Annotated in this window: 20 protein-coding genes and 1 tRNA gene; 12 read left to right on the top strand and 9 right to left on the bottom strand. The window is 64.5% G+C overall.

Annotation, left to right across the window (positions count from 1 at the left end):
• Positions 1–333, top strand: a complete 333-nt coding sequence (gene grxD / locus M0209_RS08615; protein WP_258887872.1) for a Grx4 family monothiol glutaredoxin — start codon at positions 1–3, stop codon at positions 331–333.
• Positions 334–536: 203 nt separating this feature from the next.
• On the opposite strand, the gene M0209_RS08610 is transcribed toward grxD, so the two are convergent.
• Positions 537–1,769, bottom strand: coding sequence for a DNA sulfur modification protein DndB (locus tag M0209_RS08610; RefSeq protein WP_258887871.1), 1,233 nt, complete (start codon positions 1,767–1,769; stop codon positions 537–539).
• Positions 1,770–2,044: 275 nt separating this feature from the next.
• Between M0209_RS08610 and M0209_RS08605 the strand changes: the two genes are divergently transcribed.
• The 6 genes from M0209_RS08605 to M0209_RS08580 all read left to right on the top strand — a co-directional run bounded on the left by M0209_RS08605 (position 2,045) and on the right by M0209_RS08580 (position 8,564).
• On the top strand, positions 2,045–4,171 hold the full coding sequence (locus M0209_RS08605) for a S46 family peptidase (protein WP_258887870.1): 2,127 nt from the start codon (positions 2,045–2,047) through the stop codon (positions 4,169–4,171).
• Between the two features lie 529 nt (positions 4,172–4,700).
• Positions 4,701–5,576 (top strand): MBL fold metallo-hydrolase, encoded by an 876-nt coding sequence (locus M0209_RS08600; RefSeq protein WP_258887869.1) that lies wholly within the window; start codon positions 4,701–4,703, stop codon positions 5,574–5,576.
• Positions 5,561–6,244 carry a DUF4230 domain-containing protein gene (locus M0209_RS08595; protein ID WP_258887868.1) on the top strand — a complete coding sequence of 228 codons (684 nt, stop codon included), beginning with the start codon at positions 5,561–5,563 and terminating at the stop codon, positions 6,242–6,244. Before M0209_RS08600 ends, M0209_RS08595 begins: the two co-directional genes overlap by 16 nt.
• Before the next feature lie 59 nt (positions 6,245–6,303).
• Positions 6,304–7,098, top strand: a complete 795-nt coding sequence (locus M0209_RS08590) for a hypothetical protein (RefSeq protein WP_258887867.1) — start codon at positions 6,304–6,306, stop codon at positions 7,096–7,098.
• A gap of 81 nt (positions 7,099–7,179) precedes the next feature.
• Positions 7,180–8,166, top strand: a complete 987-nt coding sequence (nadA, locus tag M0209_RS08585; RefSeq protein ID WP_258887866.1) for a quinolinate synthase NadA — start codon at positions 7,180–7,182, stop codon at positions 8,164–8,166.
• A complete protein-coding gene (locus tag M0209_RS08580) occupies positions 8,163–8,564 on the top strand; it encodes a hypothetical protein (protein ID WP_258887865.1) in 402 nt (133 codons plus the stop codon). The genes nadA and M0209_RS08580 overlap by 4 nt, the downstream gene beginning before the upstream one ends.
• A 90-nt stretch (positions 8,565–8,654) precedes the next feature.
• Here the strand turns inward: M0209_RS08580 and M0209_RS08575 are convergent, their stop codons facing one another.
• Positions 8,655–10,934 carry a penicillin acylase family protein gene (locus M0209_RS08575; protein WP_258887864.1) on the bottom strand — a complete coding sequence of 760 codons (2,280 nt, stop codon included), beginning with the start codon at positions 10,932–10,934 and terminating at the stop codon, positions 8,655–8,657.
• Positions 10,935–11,064: 130 nt separating this feature from the next.
• Between M0209_RS08575 and M0209_RS08570 the strand changes: the two genes are divergently transcribed.
• The gene (locus tag M0209_RS08570; RefSeq protein WP_258887863.1) at positions 11,065–11,538 is read left to right on the top strand and encodes a TspO/MBR family protein; all 474 of its coding nucleotides are present in this window, start codon (positions 11,065–11,067) and stop codon (positions 11,536–11,538) included.
• On the opposite strand, the gene M0209_RS08565 is transcribed toward M0209_RS08570, so the two are convergent.
• Entirely contained in the window at positions 11,535–12,332 is a 798-nt protein-coding gene (locus tag M0209_RS08565; RefSeq protein WP_258887862.1) for a glucose 1-dehydrogenase, read from the bottom strand. The genes M0209_RS08570 and M0209_RS08565 overlap by 4 nt on opposite strands.
• A 53-nt stretch (positions 12,333–12,385) precedes the next feature.
• Here M0209_RS08565 and nadC point away from each other — a divergent pair, with 53 nt between their 5' ends.
• Genes nadC through M0209_RS08550 form a run of 3 tightly spaced genes read left to right on the top strand, consistent with a single transcriptional unit; the run spans position 12,386 to position 14,410 of the window.
• The gene (gene nadC, locus M0209_RS08560) at positions 12,386–13,234 is read left to right on the top strand and encodes a carboxylating nicotinate-nucleotide diphosphorylase (protein ID WP_258887861.1); all 849 of its coding nucleotides are present in this window, start codon (positions 12,386–12,388) and stop codon (positions 13,232–13,234) included.
• A gap of 37 nt (positions 13,235–13,271) precedes the next feature.
• The gene (locus M0209_RS08555) at positions 13,272–13,715 is read left to right on the top strand and encodes a hypothetical protein (RefSeq protein WP_258887860.1); all 444 of its coding nucleotides are present in this window, start codon (positions 13,272–13,274) and stop codon (positions 13,713–13,715) included.
• Positions 13,667–14,410: a ribonuclease T2 family protein gene (locus M0209_RS08550; protein ID WP_408988193.1), complete on the top strand. Its 744-nt coding sequence runs from the start codon at positions 13,667–13,669 to the stop codon at positions 14,408–14,410. Before M0209_RS08555 ends, M0209_RS08550 begins: the two co-directional genes overlap by 49 nt.
• On the opposite strand, the gene M0209_RS08545 is transcribed toward M0209_RS08550, so the two are convergent.
• Both M0209_RS08545 and M0209_RS08540 read right to left on the bottom strand, forming a co-directional pair.
• Positions 14,407–14,826 (bottom strand): DUF4112 domain-containing protein, encoded by a 420-nt coding sequence (locus M0209_RS08545; protein WP_258887859.1) that lies wholly within the window; start codon positions 14,824–14,826, stop codon positions 14,407–14,409. The genes M0209_RS08550 and M0209_RS08545 overlap by 4 nt on opposite strands.
• Before the next feature lie 95 nt (positions 14,827–14,921).
• Positions 14,922–16,385 carry an ABC transporter substrate-binding protein gene (locus M0209_RS08540; protein ID WP_258887858.1) on the bottom strand — a complete coding sequence of 488 codons (1,464 nt, stop codon included), beginning with the start codon at positions 16,383–16,385 and terminating at the stop codon, positions 14,922–14,924.
• 162 nt (positions 16,386–16,547) lie between these two features.
• On the opposite strand from M0209_RS08540, the gene M0209_RS08535 reads away from it, so the two are divergent.
• On the top strand, positions 16,548–17,597 hold the full coding sequence (locus M0209_RS08535; RefSeq protein WP_258887857.1) for an aromatic ring-hydroxylating dioxygenase subunit alpha: 1,050 nt from the start codon (positions 16,548–16,550) through the stop codon (positions 17,595–17,597).
• Between the two features lie 80 nt (positions 17,598–17,677).
• Here the strand turns inward: M0209_RS08535 and M0209_RS08530 are convergent.
• The 4 genes from M0209_RS08530 to M0209_RS08515 all read right to left on the bottom strand — a co-directional run bounded on the left by M0209_RS08530 (position 17,678) and on the right by M0209_RS08515 (position 21,230).
• Positions 17,678–17,763, bottom strand: a tRNA-Leu gene (locus M0209_RS08530).
• 22 nt (positions 17,764–17,785) lie between these two features.
• Positions 17,786–18,064: an integration host factor subunit beta gene (gene ihfB / locus M0209_RS08525; RefSeq protein WP_258887856.1), complete on the bottom strand. Its 279-nt coding sequence runs from the start codon at positions 18,062–18,064 to the stop codon at positions 17,786–17,788.
• Between the two features lie 166 nt (positions 18,065–18,230).
• Positions 18,231–19,949 carry a 30S ribosomal protein S1 gene (gene rpsA, locus M0209_RS08520; RefSeq protein ID WP_258887855.1) on the bottom strand — a complete coding sequence of 573 codons (1,719 nt, stop codon included), beginning with the start codon at positions 19,947–19,949 and terminating at the stop codon, positions 18,231–18,233.
• Positions 19,950–20,195: 246 nt separating this feature from the next.
• On the bottom strand, positions 20,196–21,230 hold the full coding sequence (locus tag M0209_RS08515) for a retroviral-like aspartic protease family protein (protein WP_258887854.1): 1,035 nt from the start codon (positions 21,228–21,230) through the stop codon (positions 20,196–20,198).
• Between the last annotated feature and the right edge of the window lie 4 nt (positions 21,231–21,234).

Below are 21,234 nucleotides of genomic sequence, written 5' to 3'. Positions count from 1 at the left end.
ATGATGGACGACAGCCAGACCCGTATCGCCGACCTCGTCGCCAAGAACGACGTCCTGCTGTTCATGAAGGGAACCCCGCTGTTCCCGCAGTGCGGCTTTTCGTCGAAGGCAGTGGCGATCCTCGAACATCTCGGCGTCGAATTCGGCAGCGTCGACGTGCTGCAGGACATGGGCATCCGCCAGGGCATCAAGGAATTCAGCGACTGGCCGACGATCCCGCAGCTCTACGTGAAGGGCGAATTCGTCGGCGGATCGGACATCATGATGGAGATGTACGAGGAAGGCGAGCTGGCCCAGTTGATGCTCGACAAGGGAGTCGTGGCGGCGAGCTAGAACTTTGGTTGTGGGGCGAGAGTGTTCCCGCCCCACAGCGCATCAGCTACCGTTGAAGCGCTTGCCGTTTAGGACTTCTGATACCCGACCCTGATTGATGTCGAGTGCAGCCGCAATTTGGTGCTGATAGAGGTCTGTGTTCTGGTGCAACTGCCAGATTTTCGCCGCTAGTTCAGGCGTCAGCACCTTTCGCGCCCGCCGGTTCATTGAACCGCCTCCGGTTCTGCTGAAACAAGTCGTTCGGCAACTCCTGTCTTGGCCCGAACGTAATCAAGAATGTTCTGAACATTCGACCTTCCCGCTCCCGCAATCGACAATCTCCTTCGTCCGGAGCCATCGGTCACTTCTTCACCTGTTACTTTATCGATCTCGGGCTGTCCGAGCATCGGAATCCAGTCAGGGTTATAGCGACTCCAATCAATTTTTGCGGCTTCGCGCGCCACGTTCTGGAGATCGACCTCACCCAATTTCAGACGGTACTTCAAATCGTGGTGGAAAACGCCGAGCGCTTGCCAACCGGGTGACGTGAGATGCAAACTGTCACGGTCTTTCCACCTGTCGCCCATTGCCTCGGCAAAGGCGCTCAAAAACTGATCGACGGACACCACCGTCGCGTTGAAGTTCGACCGTGTGAGGTTTGGCTCATCAGTAGTGGCAAGGTTTGACTCCTGAAATGCTCGTCCTTCAAGCGCTCCGCGGGTGAAGCGCGCCAGAACAGTCTGGACGACCAACTCGGTACTCTTCTTGCCGAGGCTCGCCGCTCTTTCTGCGACCCCGCCATTGTCGGCGATCGCCGGTAAGTCCTTAAGGCGGGACGCAAAAGTGATATACAAGTCGCTTGTATCGAGCGCGATAGCATGACTCCGGGAAACCGGCTGAACCTTGAAATTCATGTCGTGGAAGAGCTGCCCTAGCTCCTTGTAGCTGAGCGGCTTTTGTCCCGGCCGTGGGGCAAAAATCGTAACAGGAAACACAACATTCTCAAGGACGTCTTGGCGGCCCTCGTCAAACAGATCGAGTGCACCCGTGACCCGGCCCAAGCCGTCAAGCATGACACGCATGTTTGACGGCGATAGATCTACCTGGAGCGTGCCTATTCCAGCCACTTCGGAACTCTGGGTGAACTCAAGATTGTCGATGAAGCCAACAGAAATAGCGGGAAAGGCGCCAATCGTCAGCGCGTCGGGGGCGAAGCGTTCTTCCATGTAGCCAGCAATGCTATCGCGGCGACTTTTCGCCGTTTTTCGCTGTAGGAATTCGTATATTTCGCGGACGTCTGGATGGAGCTGTTTCCAGTTCTTGCTGCGTGGATCATGACCCAAAAGAGAGACGATGCTTCGAGGCTTGGCCTGGGTGGCATACGTGACCAAGCGATCACCGAAAAACCCTTGGATCGCGGAGATGGGGAGCTTGTATTCAAGTGTTCCGAGTGTCATGTGAAATCATCCTATGGTGACGTGGGACTGCGCCGGCGGGGTCCAATCCCGACCGGCGCTTCTTTTTTGTTTATTCCCCGCAAGATTGCAACAGTTCCCCGCATATAAATGTGCGGGGAAAAGAAAAAGATTTGCGGGGAACGTGTAAGCAATTGGAATTCAAGTCAAAATTAACCGTTCGGATACCGGTGCAAGGTACTTTTCGTCCCCTTGCCCCCGCTCGCTCCTCCCGATACGCCGCCGTGCATCATACAAATTTCGAGGATGCCCGCCCCATGTTCCGTACGCTTGCCATGCTCACGCTTCCGCTGATTCCAGCCGCTGCTATCGCCGATGAAGGCATGTGGCTCCCGTCGCAGACCGGCCAGATCGGGGCGAAGATGAAGGAGCGCGGGTTGCAGATGGACCCCGCCAAGCTCGGCGATTTCAAGGCCGCGCCCTTGAACGCCATCGTCTCGCTCGGCGGCTGTTCGGCGGCGTTTCTCAGCAATCAGGGGCTGGTCGCGACCAACCATCACTGCGTCTATGGATCGGTCCAGTATAATTCGAAAGCGGGGCAGGATTACCTGACCGACGGCTTCACGGCGAAAACGCTCGCCGACGAACTGCCCGCCGATCCCGGCGCGCGCATCTATGCCATCGAAGACCTGCGCGATGTGACCAAGGCGATGAACGCGGGGCTGACCGCATCGATGTCCGGCCGCGCGCGCTACGACCGGCTCGATGCGAACCGCAAGGGCTTGATCGCCGCATGCGAGAAGCAGCCGAGCCGACGCTGCGACGTGCGGCCGTACTATGGCGGCGCGCTGTACCTGTTGCAGCAGCAGCTCGAGATCAAGGACGTCCGCCTCGTCTATGCCCCGCCGTCGGGCGTCGGCAATTTCGGCGGCGAGACCGACAACTGGATGTGGCCGCGCCACACCGGCGACTGGGGCTTCTACCGCGCCTATGTCGCGCCCGACGGGTCGTCGGCGACGTACAGCAAGGATAATGTTCCCTATCGCAACCCCGCCAAGCTGACGGTCGCGCGCGAGGGCGTCAAGGACGGCGATTTCGTGATGGTCGCGGGCTTCCCGGGCGTCACCAATCGCCTCGCGACGGCGGCGGAGGCGAAGTTCAACTATGCGACCTTCGCGCCTACGGACCAGAAAATGCGGTCGGACTATGCCGACCTGATCCTTCGCGAGACGGCCGGGGATCGCGAGGCCGACATCCGCTACGCGTCGATCGTGCGCGGGGTGGAGAATTACAAGAAGAAGATCCTCGGCGAAATCGCAGGGGCCGATGCCATCGACCTGAACGCGCGCAAGGCAAGCGCGGAAGCGGCGTATCGCGGCTGGATCGCGGGCGATGCGGCAAGGACGAAGCTCTATGGTGCATCGGTAGCGGCGCTCGACGCGGTCGTCGCCGAGGACCAGGCCGCGCGGCTCGACGCGTTGCGGACGGCGGCGGTCGGGCGCGCGCAGTTGTTGTCGGCGGCACGCAATGCCTATCGCTGGGCGAAGGAGCATACCAAGCCCGATGCCGCCCGCGAAAACGGCTATCAGGACCGCGATCGCGCGGGAACGGTCGCACGACTGACGGGCATCGAGCGGCGCTATGTCGCGCGGGTCGACCGGGCGATCCTTGCCCAGGCATTGGGCGAATATGCCAAGGCGGGCGCGGGCGCACGCAATGCGGCGTTCGAGGCGGCGATCAAGGAGATCGGCCTCGACCGGCTCTATGCGGATACGAAACTGGGCGACACCGCGACGCGGGTGGGCTGGCTCGACAAGACGCCGGCCGAGTTCGAAGCTTCGACCGACCCGTTCATCCGCCTCGCGGTTGCCATGTACGCGGGCGACATCGCGGCGGAGGCGAAGGCGAAGGATCGTTCAGGGCGGATGCAGGCGGCGCGCTCGGTCTATCTCGGCGGCATGCGCGCCTGGGGCGATGCGACGGGCAAGCCGCTGTACCCCGATGCCAATGGCTCGCTGCGCTTCACCTATGGCAATGTAGGCGGGCGCACGAAGGACGGGCAGACCTGGACGCCGTTCACGACGGCCGAGGGTATTATCGCCAAGCAGACGGGGAAAGGCGATTTCAACGCGCCCGCGCCGTTCATTGCCGCGCTGAAGCGCAAGGACTGGGGGCCGTACGCCCATCCGACGCTGAAGACGCTGCCGATCAATTATCTGTCGAATGTCGATATCACCAACGGCAATTCGGGGTCGTCGACCTTGAACGCAAAGGGCGAGTTCGTGGGCCTCGCGTTCGACGGGACACTGGACGGGGTGATTGCCGACTGGGCGGTCGATCCGGCGCTGTTGACGACGATCCACGCGGATTCGCGGTTTATGCTGTGGACGATGGACAAGGTCGATGGGGCGGGGCGGCTGTTAACGGAGATGGGGGTGCGCTAGCGCGGGAAGAAATAAGGGACTTATTTCTTCCACGCGCAAGCACGGCCGGCGTTGCGAAGCCAACGACCGACGGCGCGGCTTTGCCGCGACGGGCCTTCGAATGACTGCGTTGCGCCGTGGCAAAGCCACGTCGTCGATCCTTGCAAGAGCAAGGTCGGCCGCGCTGGCGCGAGGTAGAAATTACTTCGTGATTTCTTCCCGCGCTGCGCTCGACCCGGCAAAGCCGTGTCGTCGATCATTACTGCGTAATGTCGTCCACGCTGGCGCGTGTGCAATTTAGCGGAGTTAAATTGTGCCCGCGCTGCGCGGCGGGCGAGGGCGGGTCGGTGCGCGAGACCAGGGAAGCTGCACCGACCCGCCGCTCAGGCGGGGGACACCGCCGTTGGGACACGGACAGTAATGCAGAGCGCGTGCCAACTCGCGACTTTGCCGCTTTTCCGGGGTTTACGATGGTTAGCGAAACCCTACCGGTCCCTCCGGGTGTAAGGATTTCCGACATCGCATTGCGCGCAAGCGACAGTATCGCCACATGGGAAGCATGGAAGCGCCCGTCACCGACCAGATTTCCGACATCGCGCAGACACTGACCCCGAGCGTGCGGCGGGTGCTCGCGGCGAACCCGTCGGCGTTCACCTATACCGGCACTCAGACCTATATCGTGGGGATGGACGAGGTTGCGGTGATAGACCCCGGTCCTGCCGATCCCGCGCATATCGAGGGTATATTGCGCGCGACGGCGGGCGAGCGGATCGTCGCCATTGTCTGCACCCATACCCACCGTGACCATTCGCCTGCCGCTGCGCCGCTGAAGGTCGCGACAGGAGCGGAGATCGTGGGTTGTGCGCCGCTGGTGCTCGACGACGACGGCCCGCGCGCCGACGCGGCGTTCGACACCAGCTATGCGCCCGACCGCGTGCTGGCGGATGGCGAGCGGCTGACCGGCCCCGACTGGACGCTGGAAGCGGTCGCGACGCCGGGGCATACGTCGAACCATCTCTGCTATCACTTGATCGAGGACAATGCGCTGTTCACCGGCGACCATGTCATGGGCTGGTCGACCACAGTCGTGTCGCCGCCCGATGGCGATATGGCGGATTATATGCGGAGCCTCGACAAGCTCGCCGCACGGACCGACGCGGTTTATTACCCCGCACACGGCGAACCGGTGACCAATCCGCAGCAATTCGTGCGCGGCCTCGGCGGCCACCGCAAGCAGCGCGAGCGGCAAATCCTGAAGCTGGTCGGCGAGGGTGTCGGCGAGATCGCGGCGATGGTCCCGCGCATGTACAAGGGTGTCGACGAGCGGCTCTATCCGGCGGCGGGGCGATCGGTGCTCGCGCACCTGATCGACCTGCGCGACCGGGGCGCAGTGCGCGAAGGCGGGGGGCAATGGCACCCCGCCTGAAGATTGCCGTTGCGGCGATCCAGCTGCTGTTCGTGGCCGCCGCGATCTGGTGGGCGAACGACCGCGCCGACCGGGCCGAGCGGCAGCTGGGTCTCGACGCCGCGCGGACCTTGTCCGAAACCTTTGCCAAGGCGCGCGATCTGCGCGTGGCGACTTTGAGCGGCGAAGTCATCGCGCGCGGCAGCGACCCGGGTTTTGCGGGGCTGCTGCCGACCAGCATGACGGTGCGCTACCCATATAGCGTCGATTACTTCGTCGATCTGCGCCGGGTGGACAGGAGCGCCTACCGCTGGGATTCCGCCGCGCGCACGATGACCGTCCGCCTGCCCGATGTCGTGCCCGCGCGGCCCAATGTTGACGCTGGCGGGGGCGAGCGGATCGGCACCACCGGTGTGTTCATGTCGCGCGACGCGGCGCAGCGGCTGAACGGACAGGTTGCCGTGCGTGCGGCGTTGCGCGCGGGCGAAGCGGCGAAGAAGCGCGAACATCTCGACCGTGCGCGGGCGAGTGCGCGCGAGGCGATGGCGACGCTGGTCGGGACGCCCTTGCGTGCGGCGGGGCTGGGCGAGGTCAAAGTCGTCGTTCGCTATCCGTGGGAAGCCGACGGCAGCGGGGCTGCGGTGCGCTGGGACGAAAGCCGCACCCTCGATCAGGTGACGCACCGCTAGGGCATTGGACTCGGGCGCGACACCAGTTTACATTTGCCGGATCGATTGCCGCAGGGGGCATGAACATGGCGACACTGGCACCATCATTCGGCGCATCGGCGCGAAGCGGGCGTTTCTTTGGTCTGTTGGCAGTAGCGATGGCGCTGACCGTTGTTGCGGGGTTTTCCACGCAGGTGGCGATGGGACGTTCGACCTTTGCATCGCCGCTGCGGGTCCACCTTCACGCAGTGGTCTTCATGGGCTGGGTCGCGATCTTCGTGACGCAGACGTGGCTGGCGACGCGCGGGCCGATCGCGCTGCACCGGCGGCTGGGCTGGCTCGCGATGGGCTGGATGGTGTTGATGGTGATCGCGGCGCTCAATGTGATCGTAACGATGGCGCGGAATGGCACGGTGCCGTTCTTCTTCACACCGCAGCAGTTCCTGATCGGCGATCCGATGACCTTGGTCGGCTTTGTCGGATTGACGGTTGCGGCTGTTGCCATGCGAAAGCGCACTGACTGGCATTCGCGGCTCCAGATTTGCGCGACGACCATGCTGATGGGGCCGGCGTTCGGGCGGCTCCTGCCGATGCCGTTCATGACACCCTATTCGTTCGAGATCGCCTGTCTGGCCGGCGCGGTGTTTCCGTTGGCCGGGATCGTCCGCGACATCCGGCGGGGCGGGTCGGTGCACCCGGCCTGGGGCGTCGGACTGGCGACGCTGGCTGCCGTGCTGCTGTTGACCGACGCGATTGCCTATTCGCCGGTCGGCGACCGCATTTACGCGGCGACGGTCGCGGGGTCGCCCGGCGAAAAGGTGCCGGGCCTCGCCTTTGCGCCGCCGCCCCTGACGGCCTTGCGGACCGGGCGGTAGCTATCGTCGCCGACGGGCTGTAATTCGGGCTGGCGGTCGCTACATCGTGTTCAGCCCCGTTTCGGGGCGTACGGAGCGGACATGAGTTTTCAATCGGGCAAGTTGCAGGGCGTAAACATCCGCGAGGAAATCGACCGGCTGCGGAAGGAACGTAACGCGGTCATCCTCGCGCATTATTATCAAAAGCCCGAGATTCAGGATCTGGCCGATTTCGTCGGCGACAGCCTCGACCTGTCGCGGAAAGCAGCCGCGACCGACGCGGATGTCATCGCGTTTTGCGGCGTCAAGTTCATGGCCGACACGGCCAAAATCCTGTCGCCCGACAAGATCGTCGTGCTGCCCGATATGGACGCAGGATGCAGCTTGGAAGATTCATGCCCGCCCGAAAAGTTCGCGGCATTTCGCGCGGCGCACCCCGATCACATCGCACTCACCTACATCAACTGTTCGACCGAAGTGAAAGCGCTCAGCGACATCATCGTGACGTCGTCGTCGGCGGACAAAATCCTGTCGCAGATCCCGCTCGACCAGAAGATCATCTTCGGCCCCGACAAGCACCTCGGCGGCTATCTCGCGCGCAAGACGGGGCGCGACATGCTGTTGTGGCCGGGCGTGTGCATCGTGCACGAGGCGTTCAGCGAAACCGAGCTGGTGAAGCTGAAGGCGCAGCACCCCGGCGCGCCGGTCGCCGCGCACCCCGAATGCCCCGCGCACATCCTCGACCATGCGGACTATGTCGGATCGACCAGCGGGATTTTGGCGTTCGCGAAGGACTTCCCCGGCGACACGCTGATCGTCGCGACCGAACCGCATATCATGCACCAGATGGAAAAGGCGCTGCCCGAAAAGCACTTCATCGGCGCGCCGGGCGCGGACGGGAACTGCAACTGCAACATCTGCCCGTATATGGCGCTGAATACGATGGAGAAGCTCTACGTCGCGCTGCGCGATTTGCAGCCGCGCATCGAGATCGAGGAAGGGCTGCGGCTGCGCGCGAAGCGGAGTCTCGACCGGATGCTGGAGATGGCGGGGAGCACCGTCGGGCAGGGGGATTTGGGGGCGCGGTGAGTCGTTACACGGCAAAACTTTTGGTTCGAACCCTTGTCGGTGGCGTCCTGATTGTCGGTTTTTACCTGCTGTGGTGCGGGCTAACAGTTTCCAAGGCGCTGAATGAGGGAGCTCTCGCTGAGCGACCGGCGCTCTGTTTGGATCGAAAACATCTTCGTTTCGAACAGGCCAACACTACTCCAGATCGTATCGTCGATATCACTCTCGAGCGGCAAATATTGTCGCATGAAGGCATATCGTCGAACAGCGTTTCGCATCTGATCAAGGCCGTTTCTGTGCAGCTTGGTTGGTGGCTGTTTTGGTCAAGAAGCGAGCGACGCAGGCTCTATGACGAGCTTCGTGTCCGGCTGAAATCATGTCCCGGCATTGCCTTGCGACCGTCGCTGCCGTCACCCTAAACTTGTTTCAGGGTCCACCCCTCCACCCGAACAGGCCAAGCGATGAGGGGTGGATGCTGAAACAAGTTCAGCATGACGGTGATTGAGGGGTCACTCAGAAATCCGCACCACCGCGCCCACCTTTTCCCGCTCGACCTCCGCCGCCGAGAACGGCAACCGGTGCCACTGTTTCGCCGAGAAGGCCCGCGTCTGGTCGGCGTAGTGGGGCGAGGCCGGGTCGGTCGATTGCGAATAGCTGAGCATCGCATCGGCGACCGGGCCGTTCGCGTCGAAGCTCACGACCTGGATATAACTGCTACCATGTTCGGGCACGAGGCCGCCAGGGACCGCCTTCGACCGCTGCATGTTGAGCACGCCCAGCGACCCGTTTGCGCCGTGGATGGGGATATGGTCAGCGCCGCGCACCGCGAACTGCACGTCGCCCCAGCGCGCGTCGAGCGCGATGCCGTCCTTGCGCACCTTAGCAACTGCGTCGCGAAGCGCCGCCAGCAGCTTCGCCGCATTGTCGCTCGTCGTCGCCAGCGTGCGCGGCGTATTGACCGCGTCATTGGCGTCGAAGGGCACGGCCCAGAGCCCGGGCATGGCGCGTGCGGTTTCCCAGAAGGTCGCGAACAAATAGGCCCCCCGGCTGTCGAGATCGAACCGCCGGTCCCAGCGCGACAGGATGTCGCACGCCTCGTTGAGATCGCTGGCGCTGCGGCACATCCCGACGAGCGGATCGACCGTCATTTCGGCGGCAAGGCTTTTGCTGGCCAGAATCATCGACCGCGCGGTGGCCGCGTCGATCTTGCCGCCCGAACTGTCGAACTGCCGCTGGATTTCGAGCAGGCCCGAGCGCGTCCGCAGCGAGCGTTCGGTGCCATGCGGCCCCAGGATCGGCGACAGCGCGGCAATCGGTGCCCTGGGGTTGGTCAGCCAATAGCTGTCGTTCGAGTTGGCGACATAATCGCGGCGCACGAGGACCGCCTGGTCGCGCGCGGGCATCAGGCCCGGGACGGCCGTGCCCGGCGTCCGTGTCCAGTCGCAGGCGGCGCGGCTGCCGTCGAGCAGGACCAGCCGTCCTGCCAGCTTGGCGCCCGTCGGCGTCGCACAGGCCGCGATCTTGGCGGCGGAGACCCCGGGGACGCCGGTCATATCGGCCAGCATCGCGTTCCCGCTGCGGTCGGCGACGATGGTGTTGACCCAGGGGATTGCCAGCGACGCCTCGACCGTGCGGCGGACGTCGGCCACGTTGCGGGCGCGCCCGATGTCGATCCAGGTCGCGAGCGACCGCTGGTTGCCGGCATTGGCATCGCGCAGGGCAAAGGCCCTTTCGCCGTTCCAGACGGCGCCGATGAACGGGCTGACGACGACCGGACCATAGCGCGTCGTGTACAAGGTGCGCTGCACCGGCGCGGCACCGTCGGGCATCGGAACCGACACCGTCGTCGCGCGCATCCGCTCGCGCTTGCCGTCGACGAGATAGGCCATGGGGTCTTGCGGATCGAGCTTCAGCTCGAACAGCGTGAAATGCTGCGCGGCGGTGACGGTGTGCGTCCAGGCGATGTCGCGGTTGAAGCCGAGTGTCACGATCGGCGCGCCCGCAATCGACGCGCCCATCGCGTCATATTGCCCGGGGATCGTGACGTGCATCTGCCAGAAACGGCTCGGCCCTTCCCAGGGGAAATGCGGATTGCCGACGAGCAGGCCGCGACCGTCGCGCGTGACATCGCCGCCGAAGGCCCAGCCATTGCTGCCGTAACGCGCGGTCTCGCCCTGTTTGGGCAGCGGGTCGCTGCCGGGTACCAGCGCCGCGCTCTTGGCCTTGGGCGGGGCGGCACCGGCAACGAAGGGTGCAAAGGCCAGCGACCCGGCGAGGATCATCTGTTTCTCGTTGAGGCGCAGCATGTCGTCGATGCCGATCGGCCGCACCCAGGACTTGCCCCGGCACCCGGCAGGAACGCCAGCGGGGCCGAGGTCGCGCAGCAGGCGGTTGTAGCCGGCGACATAGCCCGTGAACAATGCCCGCGACCGCGGATCCATCCGCGCAACCCCCGCATGCAACTTCGACAGGTCGACGACGGCACGGAAATAGATGTCCGACGTCAGGTTATCGACCGGACCGAAGCCCAGCACTGCTGTTCCCTTTGGCCCGAAATGCAGCGAGCGTTCGCCCGCGACCGTCGCGAACTCCTCGGCGATCATGCACAGATTGTCCTGCGCATAGGCATAGCCGACGCCGTATCCGGCACTTCCCCAGCTGCGCGCGGTAATGTGCGGGATGCCGTAGGTGGTACGGACGATAGCGGCATCGTAGGTTTCGCGCCGCGCCTCGGCGGCAGTGCCGTGTGCGACGGCGGCAACGATCAGCGCGGCTTTCAGAATGTACACGACGTCACCCCCTCGAATGTCTTTGTCTACACTGTGTCGCGCCAACCGCACCGCAATGCAATTGCACCGCAACCATGCTACGGCAGCCTCGTTGAGGCTTAAAGCCCGTCCCGCTACGTCAGGATATCCCTTGCTCGAAGCCCCCGTCATCGCCGCCATCGCCTGGGCCGTCATTCTGGGCGGCGTGGGCGGCCTCGTGACCGAAATCGGGCCGTGGTACCGCAATCTGAAAAAGCCGAGCTGGCAGCCGCCCGACTGGCTGTTCGGCCCCGCGTGGACACTCATTCTCGGGCTGGCGGCATGGGCCGCCGTAAAGGCCTATTACGGCGCGACCGACGAGACCGGGCGCACGTCCGTTATCGTTCTCTATGCGGTCAATTTCGTCGCGCACTTCCTGTGGTCGCCGCTGTTCTTCAAGTTCAAGCGGCCCGACATTGCGCTGATCGAGGTCGTGTTCCTGTGGGGATCGGTCCTCGCGCTGTGCATCGCCTTGCGCGATTACTCGGTGACGGCGAGCTGGATGATCGTGCCCTATCTGGTGTGGGTAAGTTTTGCGGCGTGCCTCAACTTCATGATCGTCAAACTCAACCGGCCGTTTGCCTAGCCCGGCGACGCGGCGGACCCGGCGAGCAGTCCGCCGTCGATGTCGAGTTCGGACCCCGTGATATAGGGCGCTTCGTCCGACGCGAGGAATACGCACAGCGCCGCGACTTCCTCCACCGTGCCGAAACGCTGCAGCGGCGTGTCCCTGACCAGCGCGGCCATTTTCGCATCACGGTCGGGGCCGTCGCCGATCATGACTTCCCAGATGGGCGTGAGGATCGCGGCGGGGTGGACCGAGTTGCAGCGGATGTTCAGCCCCTGCTGCGCGCACCACAAAGCGACCGTCTTGCTGTGGTTGCGGATGGCGGCCTTCGACGAGGCATAGGCCGCCGCGCCCGGAATGCCGACCAGCCCGGACCGCGACGAGATGTTGATGATCGCACCCGATTTCGCCGGTCGCATCGCGCGGATCGCGTGTTTGCAGCCGAGCATGGTGCCGTCGAGATTGATGCGGTGCACCGCGCGCCATTCTTCAAGCGAGACGTTCTCGGGGTCGTGCGGGCCGCTGTCGGGACCGAAACCGGTGATCCCCGCATTGTTGACCAGCACGTCGAGCCGCCCGTGCGCCGCGAGCACTTCGGCCAGCGCGGATTCCCATTGCGCCTCGTCACCCACGTCGAGAGGGTGGAAGTGGTGCATCGGCCCCAGCGCATCGGCCCGCACCTGTCCGGCCTCGGTGTCGATATCGGTCACCCACACCGTCGCGCCTTCGTGGGCAAAGGCGGTGGCGATAGCGGCACCGATGCCGCGTGCGGCCCCGGTGACGAGCGCGATCTTGTTATTCAGGCGGTTCATGCGGGCTGCCCTAGCCCTATGGGCGGGGCGCGTCGAACTGCTAATCGCGGCGCATGGAATTTTCCCTCGACCGATTCGATCTCGATGCCTTCGTTGCGGCGACGCTTGCCGAAGACCTCGGCAACCCGCCGCGCGACGTGACGTCGGAGAGCGTCATTCCCGCCGATGCGCGCTTTTCGGGGGTGATGGACAGCCGCGATGCGATCGCCGTCGCAGGACTGCCGATCGCGGCGGCCTTCTTCCGCGCGCTCGATCCGTCGGTGGAAATCGAGGTGCTGGCGGGGGAGGGCGAGGCCGTCGCGGCGGGCAGCGACCTGATGCGCCTGTCGGGCAATGCCCGCGCGCTGCTGACGGCGGAGCGGTCGGCGCTGAATACCGTGCAGCATTTGTCGGGCATCGCGACGCTGACGCGCGCCTATGTCGAGGCGATTGCCGGGACGGGCTGTGCGCTGCTCGACACGCGCAAGACGATTCCCGGGCTGCGCGCTCTGGAGAAATATGCGACGCGGATGGGCGGCGCGACGAACCACCGCATGGGGCTGTGGGATGCGGCGATGATCAAGGACAATCATGTGGCCGTTGCGGGGTCGGTGGGCGAGGCGACGCGGCGGGCCAAGGCGGCGGGCGTGACCCGCATCATCGTCGAGGTCGATCGGATCGACCAGATCGAACCCGCGCTGGCGGCGGGGGCTACGCATTTGTTGCTCGACAATATGGACGCGGATGTGCTGCGCGAGGCCGTCGGCATTGTTGCGGGGCGTGTACCGACCGAGGCGTCGGGCGGGGTGACGCTCGAAACCATCCGCGCCAAGGCGGAAACCGGCGTGACCTATATCTCGGTCGGACGGCTCACACAGAGCGCGCCCGCCGTCGATATCGGCTTGGATTTTGCGCTGGCCTGATTAGGCTGGGCGCATAGCAACAACGGGGAGCAAGATCATGGAACGTCCGCAATCGATCGTCTGGTTCGAACGGCTCTATCTCGGTGCGGCAGCGGTGGGGATCCTGAATTCGGTCGTTAACTGGTCGGCGATGCAAGAACGGATCGCCGCGACACCCAATAGCGCGATGCTGCCGAGCTGGTTCGTGCCCGCGACGATGGGGGTCGGCCTGCTGATCACGCTGCTGTTGTGGTTTTTTGTCGCGCGCCGCGGCTCGGTCGTCGCGAAATGGATTGTCACCGTGCTGTTCGTGATCGGCTTGATCGGTGTGCCGACGCTGATTACCGGCGTGTCGAGCGGACTGATCACGCCGCTTCAGGCGGCGTTTTCGCTCGTGACCTTCGCCATGAATGCGGCAGCAGTGGTCATGCTGTTCCGTCCCGATGCCAAGCCGTGGTTCGGCGGCGCGGGCAGGACCGACCTGACGGACACCTTCTCCTGATCAGGATTGGCATCCTGTCGCTGGCATGGGCATCGCCCCTGTCGGCGCAGGCGCTGTCGTGCACGGTGCCGACCCGGATCGAGCGTCCGCGCCCTGATACGCCTGACGTCCGTACGCCCCGTCGGGTGTTGCCGACCGCAAGCTACACGCTCGCGCTCAGCTGGGCGCCGCAATATTGCCGCGAGCGGGGCGGCGGAAGTTTTCAGTGCGGCGCGGACAGCCGGTTCAGTTTCGTCCTCCACGGTCTGTGGCCCGATGGGGCAGGGCGCGACTGGCCGCAATATTGCCGCCCGGTCGAACTGCTGCCCGAGGCGACGATCCGCGCGACCCTGTGCGCGACGCCCTCGGCGCAGTTGCAGCAGCACGAATGGGCCAAGCACGGCAGCTGCATGAACGGCAGCGCCGACGATTATTTCCGCCGCTCGACCGGCCTGTACGGGCGGCTGCGCTTTCCCGATATGGACTTGCTGTCACGGCAGCGCGAACTGACCGTGGGGGCGCTGGCGGCGGCACTGGCGCGGGGCAATCCGGGTGTTGCGCCGGACATGGTGCGTATTACCACGACCAAAGGCGGCTGGCTCGACGAGGTCTGGCTGTGCCTCGACCTGAAATTTGTCTACGCCCGCTGCACCCGCGCACAGGGCGGCGGCGCGGCCTCAACGGCCCGGCTCAAAATCTGGCGCGACGAACGTTAGCCGTCGATGACCGCCGTCCCCGGGTGGTGCTTGTCGAGGTGCTTCTTGATGATTTTCAGATTGCGCGTGTTCGACCGGAAGAAGAAGTCGGGCACCGCGCCCACCAGCGGAATGGCACCCAGCAGCGCATCGACGCCGATATTGCCCGCGATCCGCAGATAGGCGTGCTTGGGCATGCCGAGGTTGCGCGCTTCCCAGGCCAGCCAGCTGCCCATCACCGCCGCAATCACGCTGCCGCCGACGGGAATGAAGTCGAGCAAGACGTCGAGGCCGACCCGCGTGCTGGTGCCGGGAATGACGAACAGTCCCTCCAGCAGCTTTTCCATCCCCTCGATGCGGCGACGGACAGCGGCAGGGTGTGTGCCAGCCAAGCCCGCCTTGGCGGTCAGCGCGTTGAAATCGATCGTGTCGGCCATCGGTGACGGTCTCCTTGCCGGACGAATATGGGAAGGGTGCGCGCGAATGCCAGCATTCTGCCCGGCAGCCACAGTTTTCTACAGTGCTGCGTTGCTCAGTTTGCCCGCTCGCGCGGTGGGCGCAGCTCGTTCAGCGGATGCATGCCGAGCGCATTCTCCTTCCAGCCGCTCAGCGCCGGATCGACCAGCGACCAGCGCATCGGCACACCGAGCGGAATGAAGCTCGCGCGCGTCGTCAGATCGGCGTCGGCATCGGCAATACGCGCCGACCGGGCGGCGAGCGTCGCGGCGCTGCGCGAGGCATTGAGCGATCCGTCGCCCTTGGCATCGCAGACCAGCCCCGCCGCGCACGACAAACGTGTCAGGAACCAGTTCGCGCTGGCATTGGGGGCCACCGCATCGATCAGGCGAAGATCGATGTCGCTGGCACCGGGCGATACGGCAACGGCGCGGACCCCGATCCGGCGCCAGTCGGCGGCAATATGCGCGAACAGGATACGCATTCCGGGTCCGGCGGGCAGGGCGATCCTCAATATGGGCGGCGTCCGCCCGCCGCTGCGCCAGTCCGCGATGCGTTCGGCCGCGGCGGCGCGGCGCTGGCCGATGGAATCGCCGGCCCAGTCGGGCTGTGCAGGCGGCTTGGCGCTATCGAACTGGATGGGCAGCACGGTGTTCGATACCGTCCAGCCGTCGATGTCGAGCGCGCGGGGCAGGGCGCTGCGGTCGATCGCCATCGACAGCGCGTTGCGGACGCTGCTTGTCGACAGGAATGTGGATTTGCCGACGACTTCCAGTCCGAACAGCCCCTGTCCGGCATCGAAGCGCAGGATGCCGGGGCGTGTCCGGGCGGCGCGCACGGTCGGCCAGTCGGCCAGCGTTCCGCCGGTGACGAGGTCGCTCTTTTCCGCCTGAAACCGGGCGATAGCGAGCGCCGCCCGTTCGTAACGGAGCAGCACGGCATCGGGCATCCGGTCGGGGGCATCGTCGTCATGAACGATCGGCACCAGCCGCACGCTGTTGCCGCGCAGGCGGGCGATGCGGAACGGCCCGGTGCCGCGCCCGTCGCGACGGATGCCGAGTTCGGGCTGGGCGAGCAGTTGCAGCAAATTGGGCCGCGGTACTTTCAGCCGCACTTCGACGACGCGCCCGGTCATGCCGACGAAGCTGTCGACGGCGGTCAGCAATGGTTTCATCGGGTTGCGGCTGTCGGCGGCGATGGCGCGGTTCAGGCTGCGTGCGACATCGTCGCCGGTGACGACGGTGCCATCGGGCCATTGGACCTGGCGTATGCGAAAAATCGTGCTGAGGCCGTCGCTGGTAACAATCCAGCTTTCGGCGAGCGCGGGTTCGACCTGTCCGTTGCCGTCGAGCGCGACAAGGCCCATCGCCGTCGAAGCCGCGAGCATCGTATCGCCGGATGACAAGGGCGCGCGATCGGGGTCGACCATTGCCGGCCGGGATCCGATCACGCTGACGTCGATTTCCCCGTCGTCGCGCGGATCGCTGCACGACGCCAGCAAAGCGGGTAGTGCGAGCAGGAGCAAGCGGCGCGCGGACATGCGCTCTTATGCGCTGGCCAGGGTGCCAGCCGCAACCACCCATCGCGTCGCATCCGCACCCGCAGCTGAAGCGGTTGCCGTCACGGACGTGTTGCATTCGGGTCTTGCCAGCGCGCACGAACGCCGCGAAGTCGGGATCCGCTACAAACCGGGAATGCAGTCATGACCCATATTCGAAATGCCTGGTATGTTCTGGGCTGGGATAGCGAGGTCGATACGGCACCGCTCGCCCGCACGATTTGCGGCGTCCCGGTGGTGGCGTGGCGAAAGCTGGACCGGAGCGTTGTAGCCATGCGCGATGCGTGTCCGCACCGCTTGTTGCCGCTGTCGATGGGGATCAAGGAGGGCGATTCCATCCGGTGTCGCTATCATGGGCTGAAAATCGGAGCCGATGGCGTTGCCGAGGAAATGCCGATCAAGACCGATCCGGTAAACCGGCGCGTCTGTACCGAGACCTTTGCTGTGGAGGAACGCCACCGCTTCGTCTGGATATGGGTCGGCGACCGCGCGCTGGCCGACCCGGCGCTGATCCCCGACCTGTGGCCCTGTTCCACCCCCGGCTGGGCGTTCGACGGCGGCTATTACCCGATCAAATGCGATTACCGGCTGGTCATCGACAATCTGATGGATCTGACCCACGAAACCTATGTGCACGCGGGGTCGATCGGCCAGCCCGAACTGATGGAAACGCCCATCGAGACCCGCGTCGAGGGCGACAAGGTCTTTGTGACGCGCTGGATGGCAGGGGTCGATGCCCCACCGTTCTGGAGCATGGCGCTCAAGCAGACCGGCAAGGTCGATCGCTGGCAAATCTGCGAGTTTATTGCGCCGTCCGCTGTCATCATCGACGTCGGCGTCGCGCCACTGGGGGCCGGTGCCACGCTTGCCGACCACGACCGGGGCGTTCGCGGGTTCGTCATCGACGTGATGACGCCCGAGACCGAAACCACGAGCCATTATTTCTGGGGAATGGCGCGCAATTTCCAGACCGACGATCCGGGCTTCACCGCACGGTTCAAGAACGGGCAGGGCGGCGTCTTCCTCGAAGATGTCGAGATATTGGAAGCGCAGCAGCGTTCGATCGATGCCAATCCCGCCCTCAAGTTGCGCGCCTATAATATCGATGAGGGCGGTGTGCGGGTACGCCGGATCATCGACCGGCTGATGACACAAGTTCCGGCGAAAACGACGTCGGTCGAGACCGCGCTGTGATGTCGATGCTGCCGGCGGTGAACCAACGACTGCTAACCACCTAGCGCTCGAGCAGCACCTTGCTGGAGCCAGTCTAACGCTGGTGCGGACGGTGGGACTCGAACCCACACTCCCTGGGGGAAGCGGATTTTAAGTCCGCTGCGTCTACCGGTTTCGCCACGTCCGCGCGAAGTTGCGCCGTCATAGCGTCACACGTTCAAACGGTCGCGCATTTCCTTGCCGGGCTTGAAATAGGGGACGCGCTTCGACGCGATGTCGACCGGATCGCCGGTCCGCGGGTTGCGACCGGTGCGGCCGTCTCGCGCGCGGGTCGAGAAAGTGCCGAAGCCGCGCAGCTCGACACGACCGCCATCGGCAAGCTGGGCGATGATGTCGTCGAAGAAACATTCGACGATGGCTTCGACGTCGCGGACGGTGAGGCCCGGATTTTCGGTCGCGAGTTGCGTGACGAGTTCGGATCGGATCAAGGCATTTCCCCGCTTGCTCGCCCCACCACCGGGACAGGCGCGTGCAGATGCCCAAACTCATCACGCAACGGGCAGTGCGCGCGGCAATCTAGCGAAGGCGGCACCAAGCGCAAGCCGGGTGCCGCCCTTCACAGTATTTGTTACGTTCCCGAACCTAATCAGGCAGTTACGCCTTGGGTTCGCGAGCCTTCAGCGCTTCGCCGAGGATGTCGCCCAGCGATGCGCCCGAATCGGACGAACCATATTGCGCGACCGCCTGCTTCTCTTCGGCCATCTGCATGGCCTTGATCGAGAAGGTCGGCTTTTTCGAACGGTCGAAACCGGTGACCATTGCGTCGAACTTCTGTCCGGTCTGGAAGCGTTCGGCGCGCTGCTCGTCACGGTCGCGACCGAGGTCGCTCCGCTTGATGAAACCGGTCGCGCCATCGTCGCCGATCTGGACTTCGAGGCCGCCGTCGCGAACTTCGAGGACCGTCACCGTCACGATTGCGTTCTTGGCAACGCTCGCGCCGCTGGTCGCCGCAGCCGAACCCGCCATGGCCGGCGCGCCCTTTTCAAGCTGCTTCATGCCGAGCGAGATGCGCTCCTTGTCGGCTTCGATGGCCAGCACGATGGCCTGAACCGTCTCGCCCTTGCGGTGCAGGTTGAGCGCGTCTTCGCCCGAAATGCCCCAGGCGATGTCCGACATGTGGACCATGCCGTCGACGTCGCCGTCGAGCCCGATGAACAGGCCGAATTCGGTCGAGTTCTTGACTTCGCCCTCGACCGTCGAGCCCACGGGATGATCGGCTTCGAACTGCTCCCACGGATTGCTGATCGCCTGCTTGAGGCCGAGCGACACGCGACGCTTTTCGCTGTCGACCTCGAGCACGATGACTTCGACTTCCTGCGAGGTCGAAACGATCTTGCCGGGGTGGACGTTCTTCTTGGTCCACGACATTTCGCTGACATGGACCAGGCCTTCGATGCCCGGTTCCAGTTCGACGAACGCACCATATTCGGTGATGTTGGTGACGCGACCCGACAGCTTGGTGCCGATCGCGTATTTCGCTTCTGCGCCTTCCCACGGATCGCTCTCGAGCTGCTTCATGCCGAGCGAGATCCGCTGCGTGTCCTTGTTGATGCGGACGATCTGCACCTTCACCGTGTCACCGATGTTGATGACTTCGCTCGGGTGGTTGACGCGCTTGTAGCTCATGTCGGTGACATGGAGCAGGCCGTCGATGCCGCCGAGGTCCACGAACGCACCGTAATCGGTGATGTTCTTGACGACGCCGTCGATGATCTGGCCTTCGCTGAGCGTCGAGATAAGGCCGGTGCGCGCTTCGGCACGGCTTTCCTCGAGGATCGCACGGCGCGACACGACGATGTTGCCGCGCTTGCGGTCCATTTTCAGGATTTGGAACGGCTGCGGAATGTCCATCAGCGGCTGCACGTCGCGGACCGGACGGATATCGACCTGCGAGCCGGGCAGGAAGGCCACGGCACCGTCGAGGTCGACAGTGAAGCCGCCCTTGACGCGACCGAAGATCACGCCATCGACGCGCGCCGACTTGGTGAACTCCTGCTCGAGCTTGTCCCATGCGGCTTCGCGGCGGGCGCGGTCGCGGCTGAGCATCGCTTCGCCGTGCATGTTCTCGACGCGGTCGACGAACACTTCGACTTCGTCGCCGACTTTCAGATCTGCTTTCTGGCCGGGAGCGGCGAATTCGCTCAACCGGACGCGGCCTTCGGACTTCAGACCGACGTCGATGACGGCGAGGTCGTTTTCGATGGCGGTAACGATGCCCTTGACCACTTTCCCTTCGAACGTGCCGTCGGCACCGAGGGTTTCTTCAAGGAGGGCCGCGAAATCGTCGCGGGTCGGGAGTGCGGCTGTCGCCATAAAAGATAGATTCCTGTATCGAATTTTTCCGGCCAGGCGGTTGGTTCCGCCGGTCTTTTGACCAGAACGACCGCGCAGACCCCATGTCTGGCACGGTGTCCGGCACGCGGCAGGGGACTTGGCACGAAGGACAACGCTAAAGCGAAAACGGCGCGCAGATTGCTCCGCACGCCTTCCTCCGCGAGGCTCCCGACGCCCGCTGGACGCCGCGCCCATAGCGAAGGAGGGGGCGAAAGACAAGCGCGCTTACCGGAGGCATGCCGCGCTGCTGCCGTCGTCCATCGAGATGCGCGACAGGCTCGACGAGCGGTCAGTGCCGATACTGATCCCGTCGGACTGGCAGCGGCGCAATTGGAAGCGGACCTTGCGCGCGCGAAAGTCGAGCGACACGCGGCGAAACGCGTCCATCATGTCGGTGCCGAGCAGCATCGCGGGCTGATCCGAAAGACCGAAGACGGCAAAAGGCGGCACATCGGCAAAGGCGAGCGGGACATCCCCAAGCACGACCGGCCCGAGACGTAATTCGCGAACCCGCGCGATCTTGAGCTTCATCGAGACACCGGTGACGCCGATCGCCTCGATCTCGGTAAATTTGGTGCCGCGCCGCAGCAACTGGTCGCGCAACACCGAATTGCCGATGGTGATTTCGGAGCCCGTGTCGATGACGGCACTGAGAAGTTTCCCGTTGGCGCGCGCCTGAGTCAGGATCAGCTGTCCTTTGCGGAGGCGGGCCGTGACGACGATTTCGCCGTCATAGCGCGGGGCAGGGCGGCTGGCATCCTCGATCTTGATCAGGCGCTTTTCGAAATCGAGCATCAACCGCTGCTCCGCGAGCGCATCGATGCCGAGCATGCCGTCGCCGCCGAGATCGCGTTCGGCGAGCACGGGCAGCTCGAGATTGGGGACATGCGTGTCGCCGATCGTCAGCCTGTCGACGAGGACGCGCTCGACGCGGCTGGTGGCCGTGATGCCGTTGAGGATCGCGGAGCGACCGGCAGGAAGCGCGAGTGCTTTCGCAATGCGTTGCCCGACCACCGATGTATCGGCGCCGCTGTCGACGACGAAGCGGTAGGGGCCAGTGTCGTTCACTTTCACCGCGACCGTCATGCGCGTGTCGACCTTGCGCGCGGCGACCTCCTTGCCGGCGATGGCGAGGGTGGCGTCGTGTTCGGCAGGGACGAGTGGCGGCATGGGAGCGGGCGGCAGGGATTTCGGCGGTGCCGCGCCGATGCCGAAGGCAGCAACGGTAAAGAGGACGAATGTCGTGCGATGGCCCGCCATGGGG

It is taken from the genome of Sphingomonas sp. SUN039 (assembly GCF_024758725.1).
In the GTDB taxonomy this organism is placed as follows: Bacteria; Pseudomonadota; Alphaproteobacteria; order Sphingomonadales; family Sphingomonadaceae; genus Sphingomonas_O.
The sequence above is the reverse complement of the archived record's forward strand: the minus strand, read 5'-3'. Positions and strand labels throughout refer to the sequence as shown.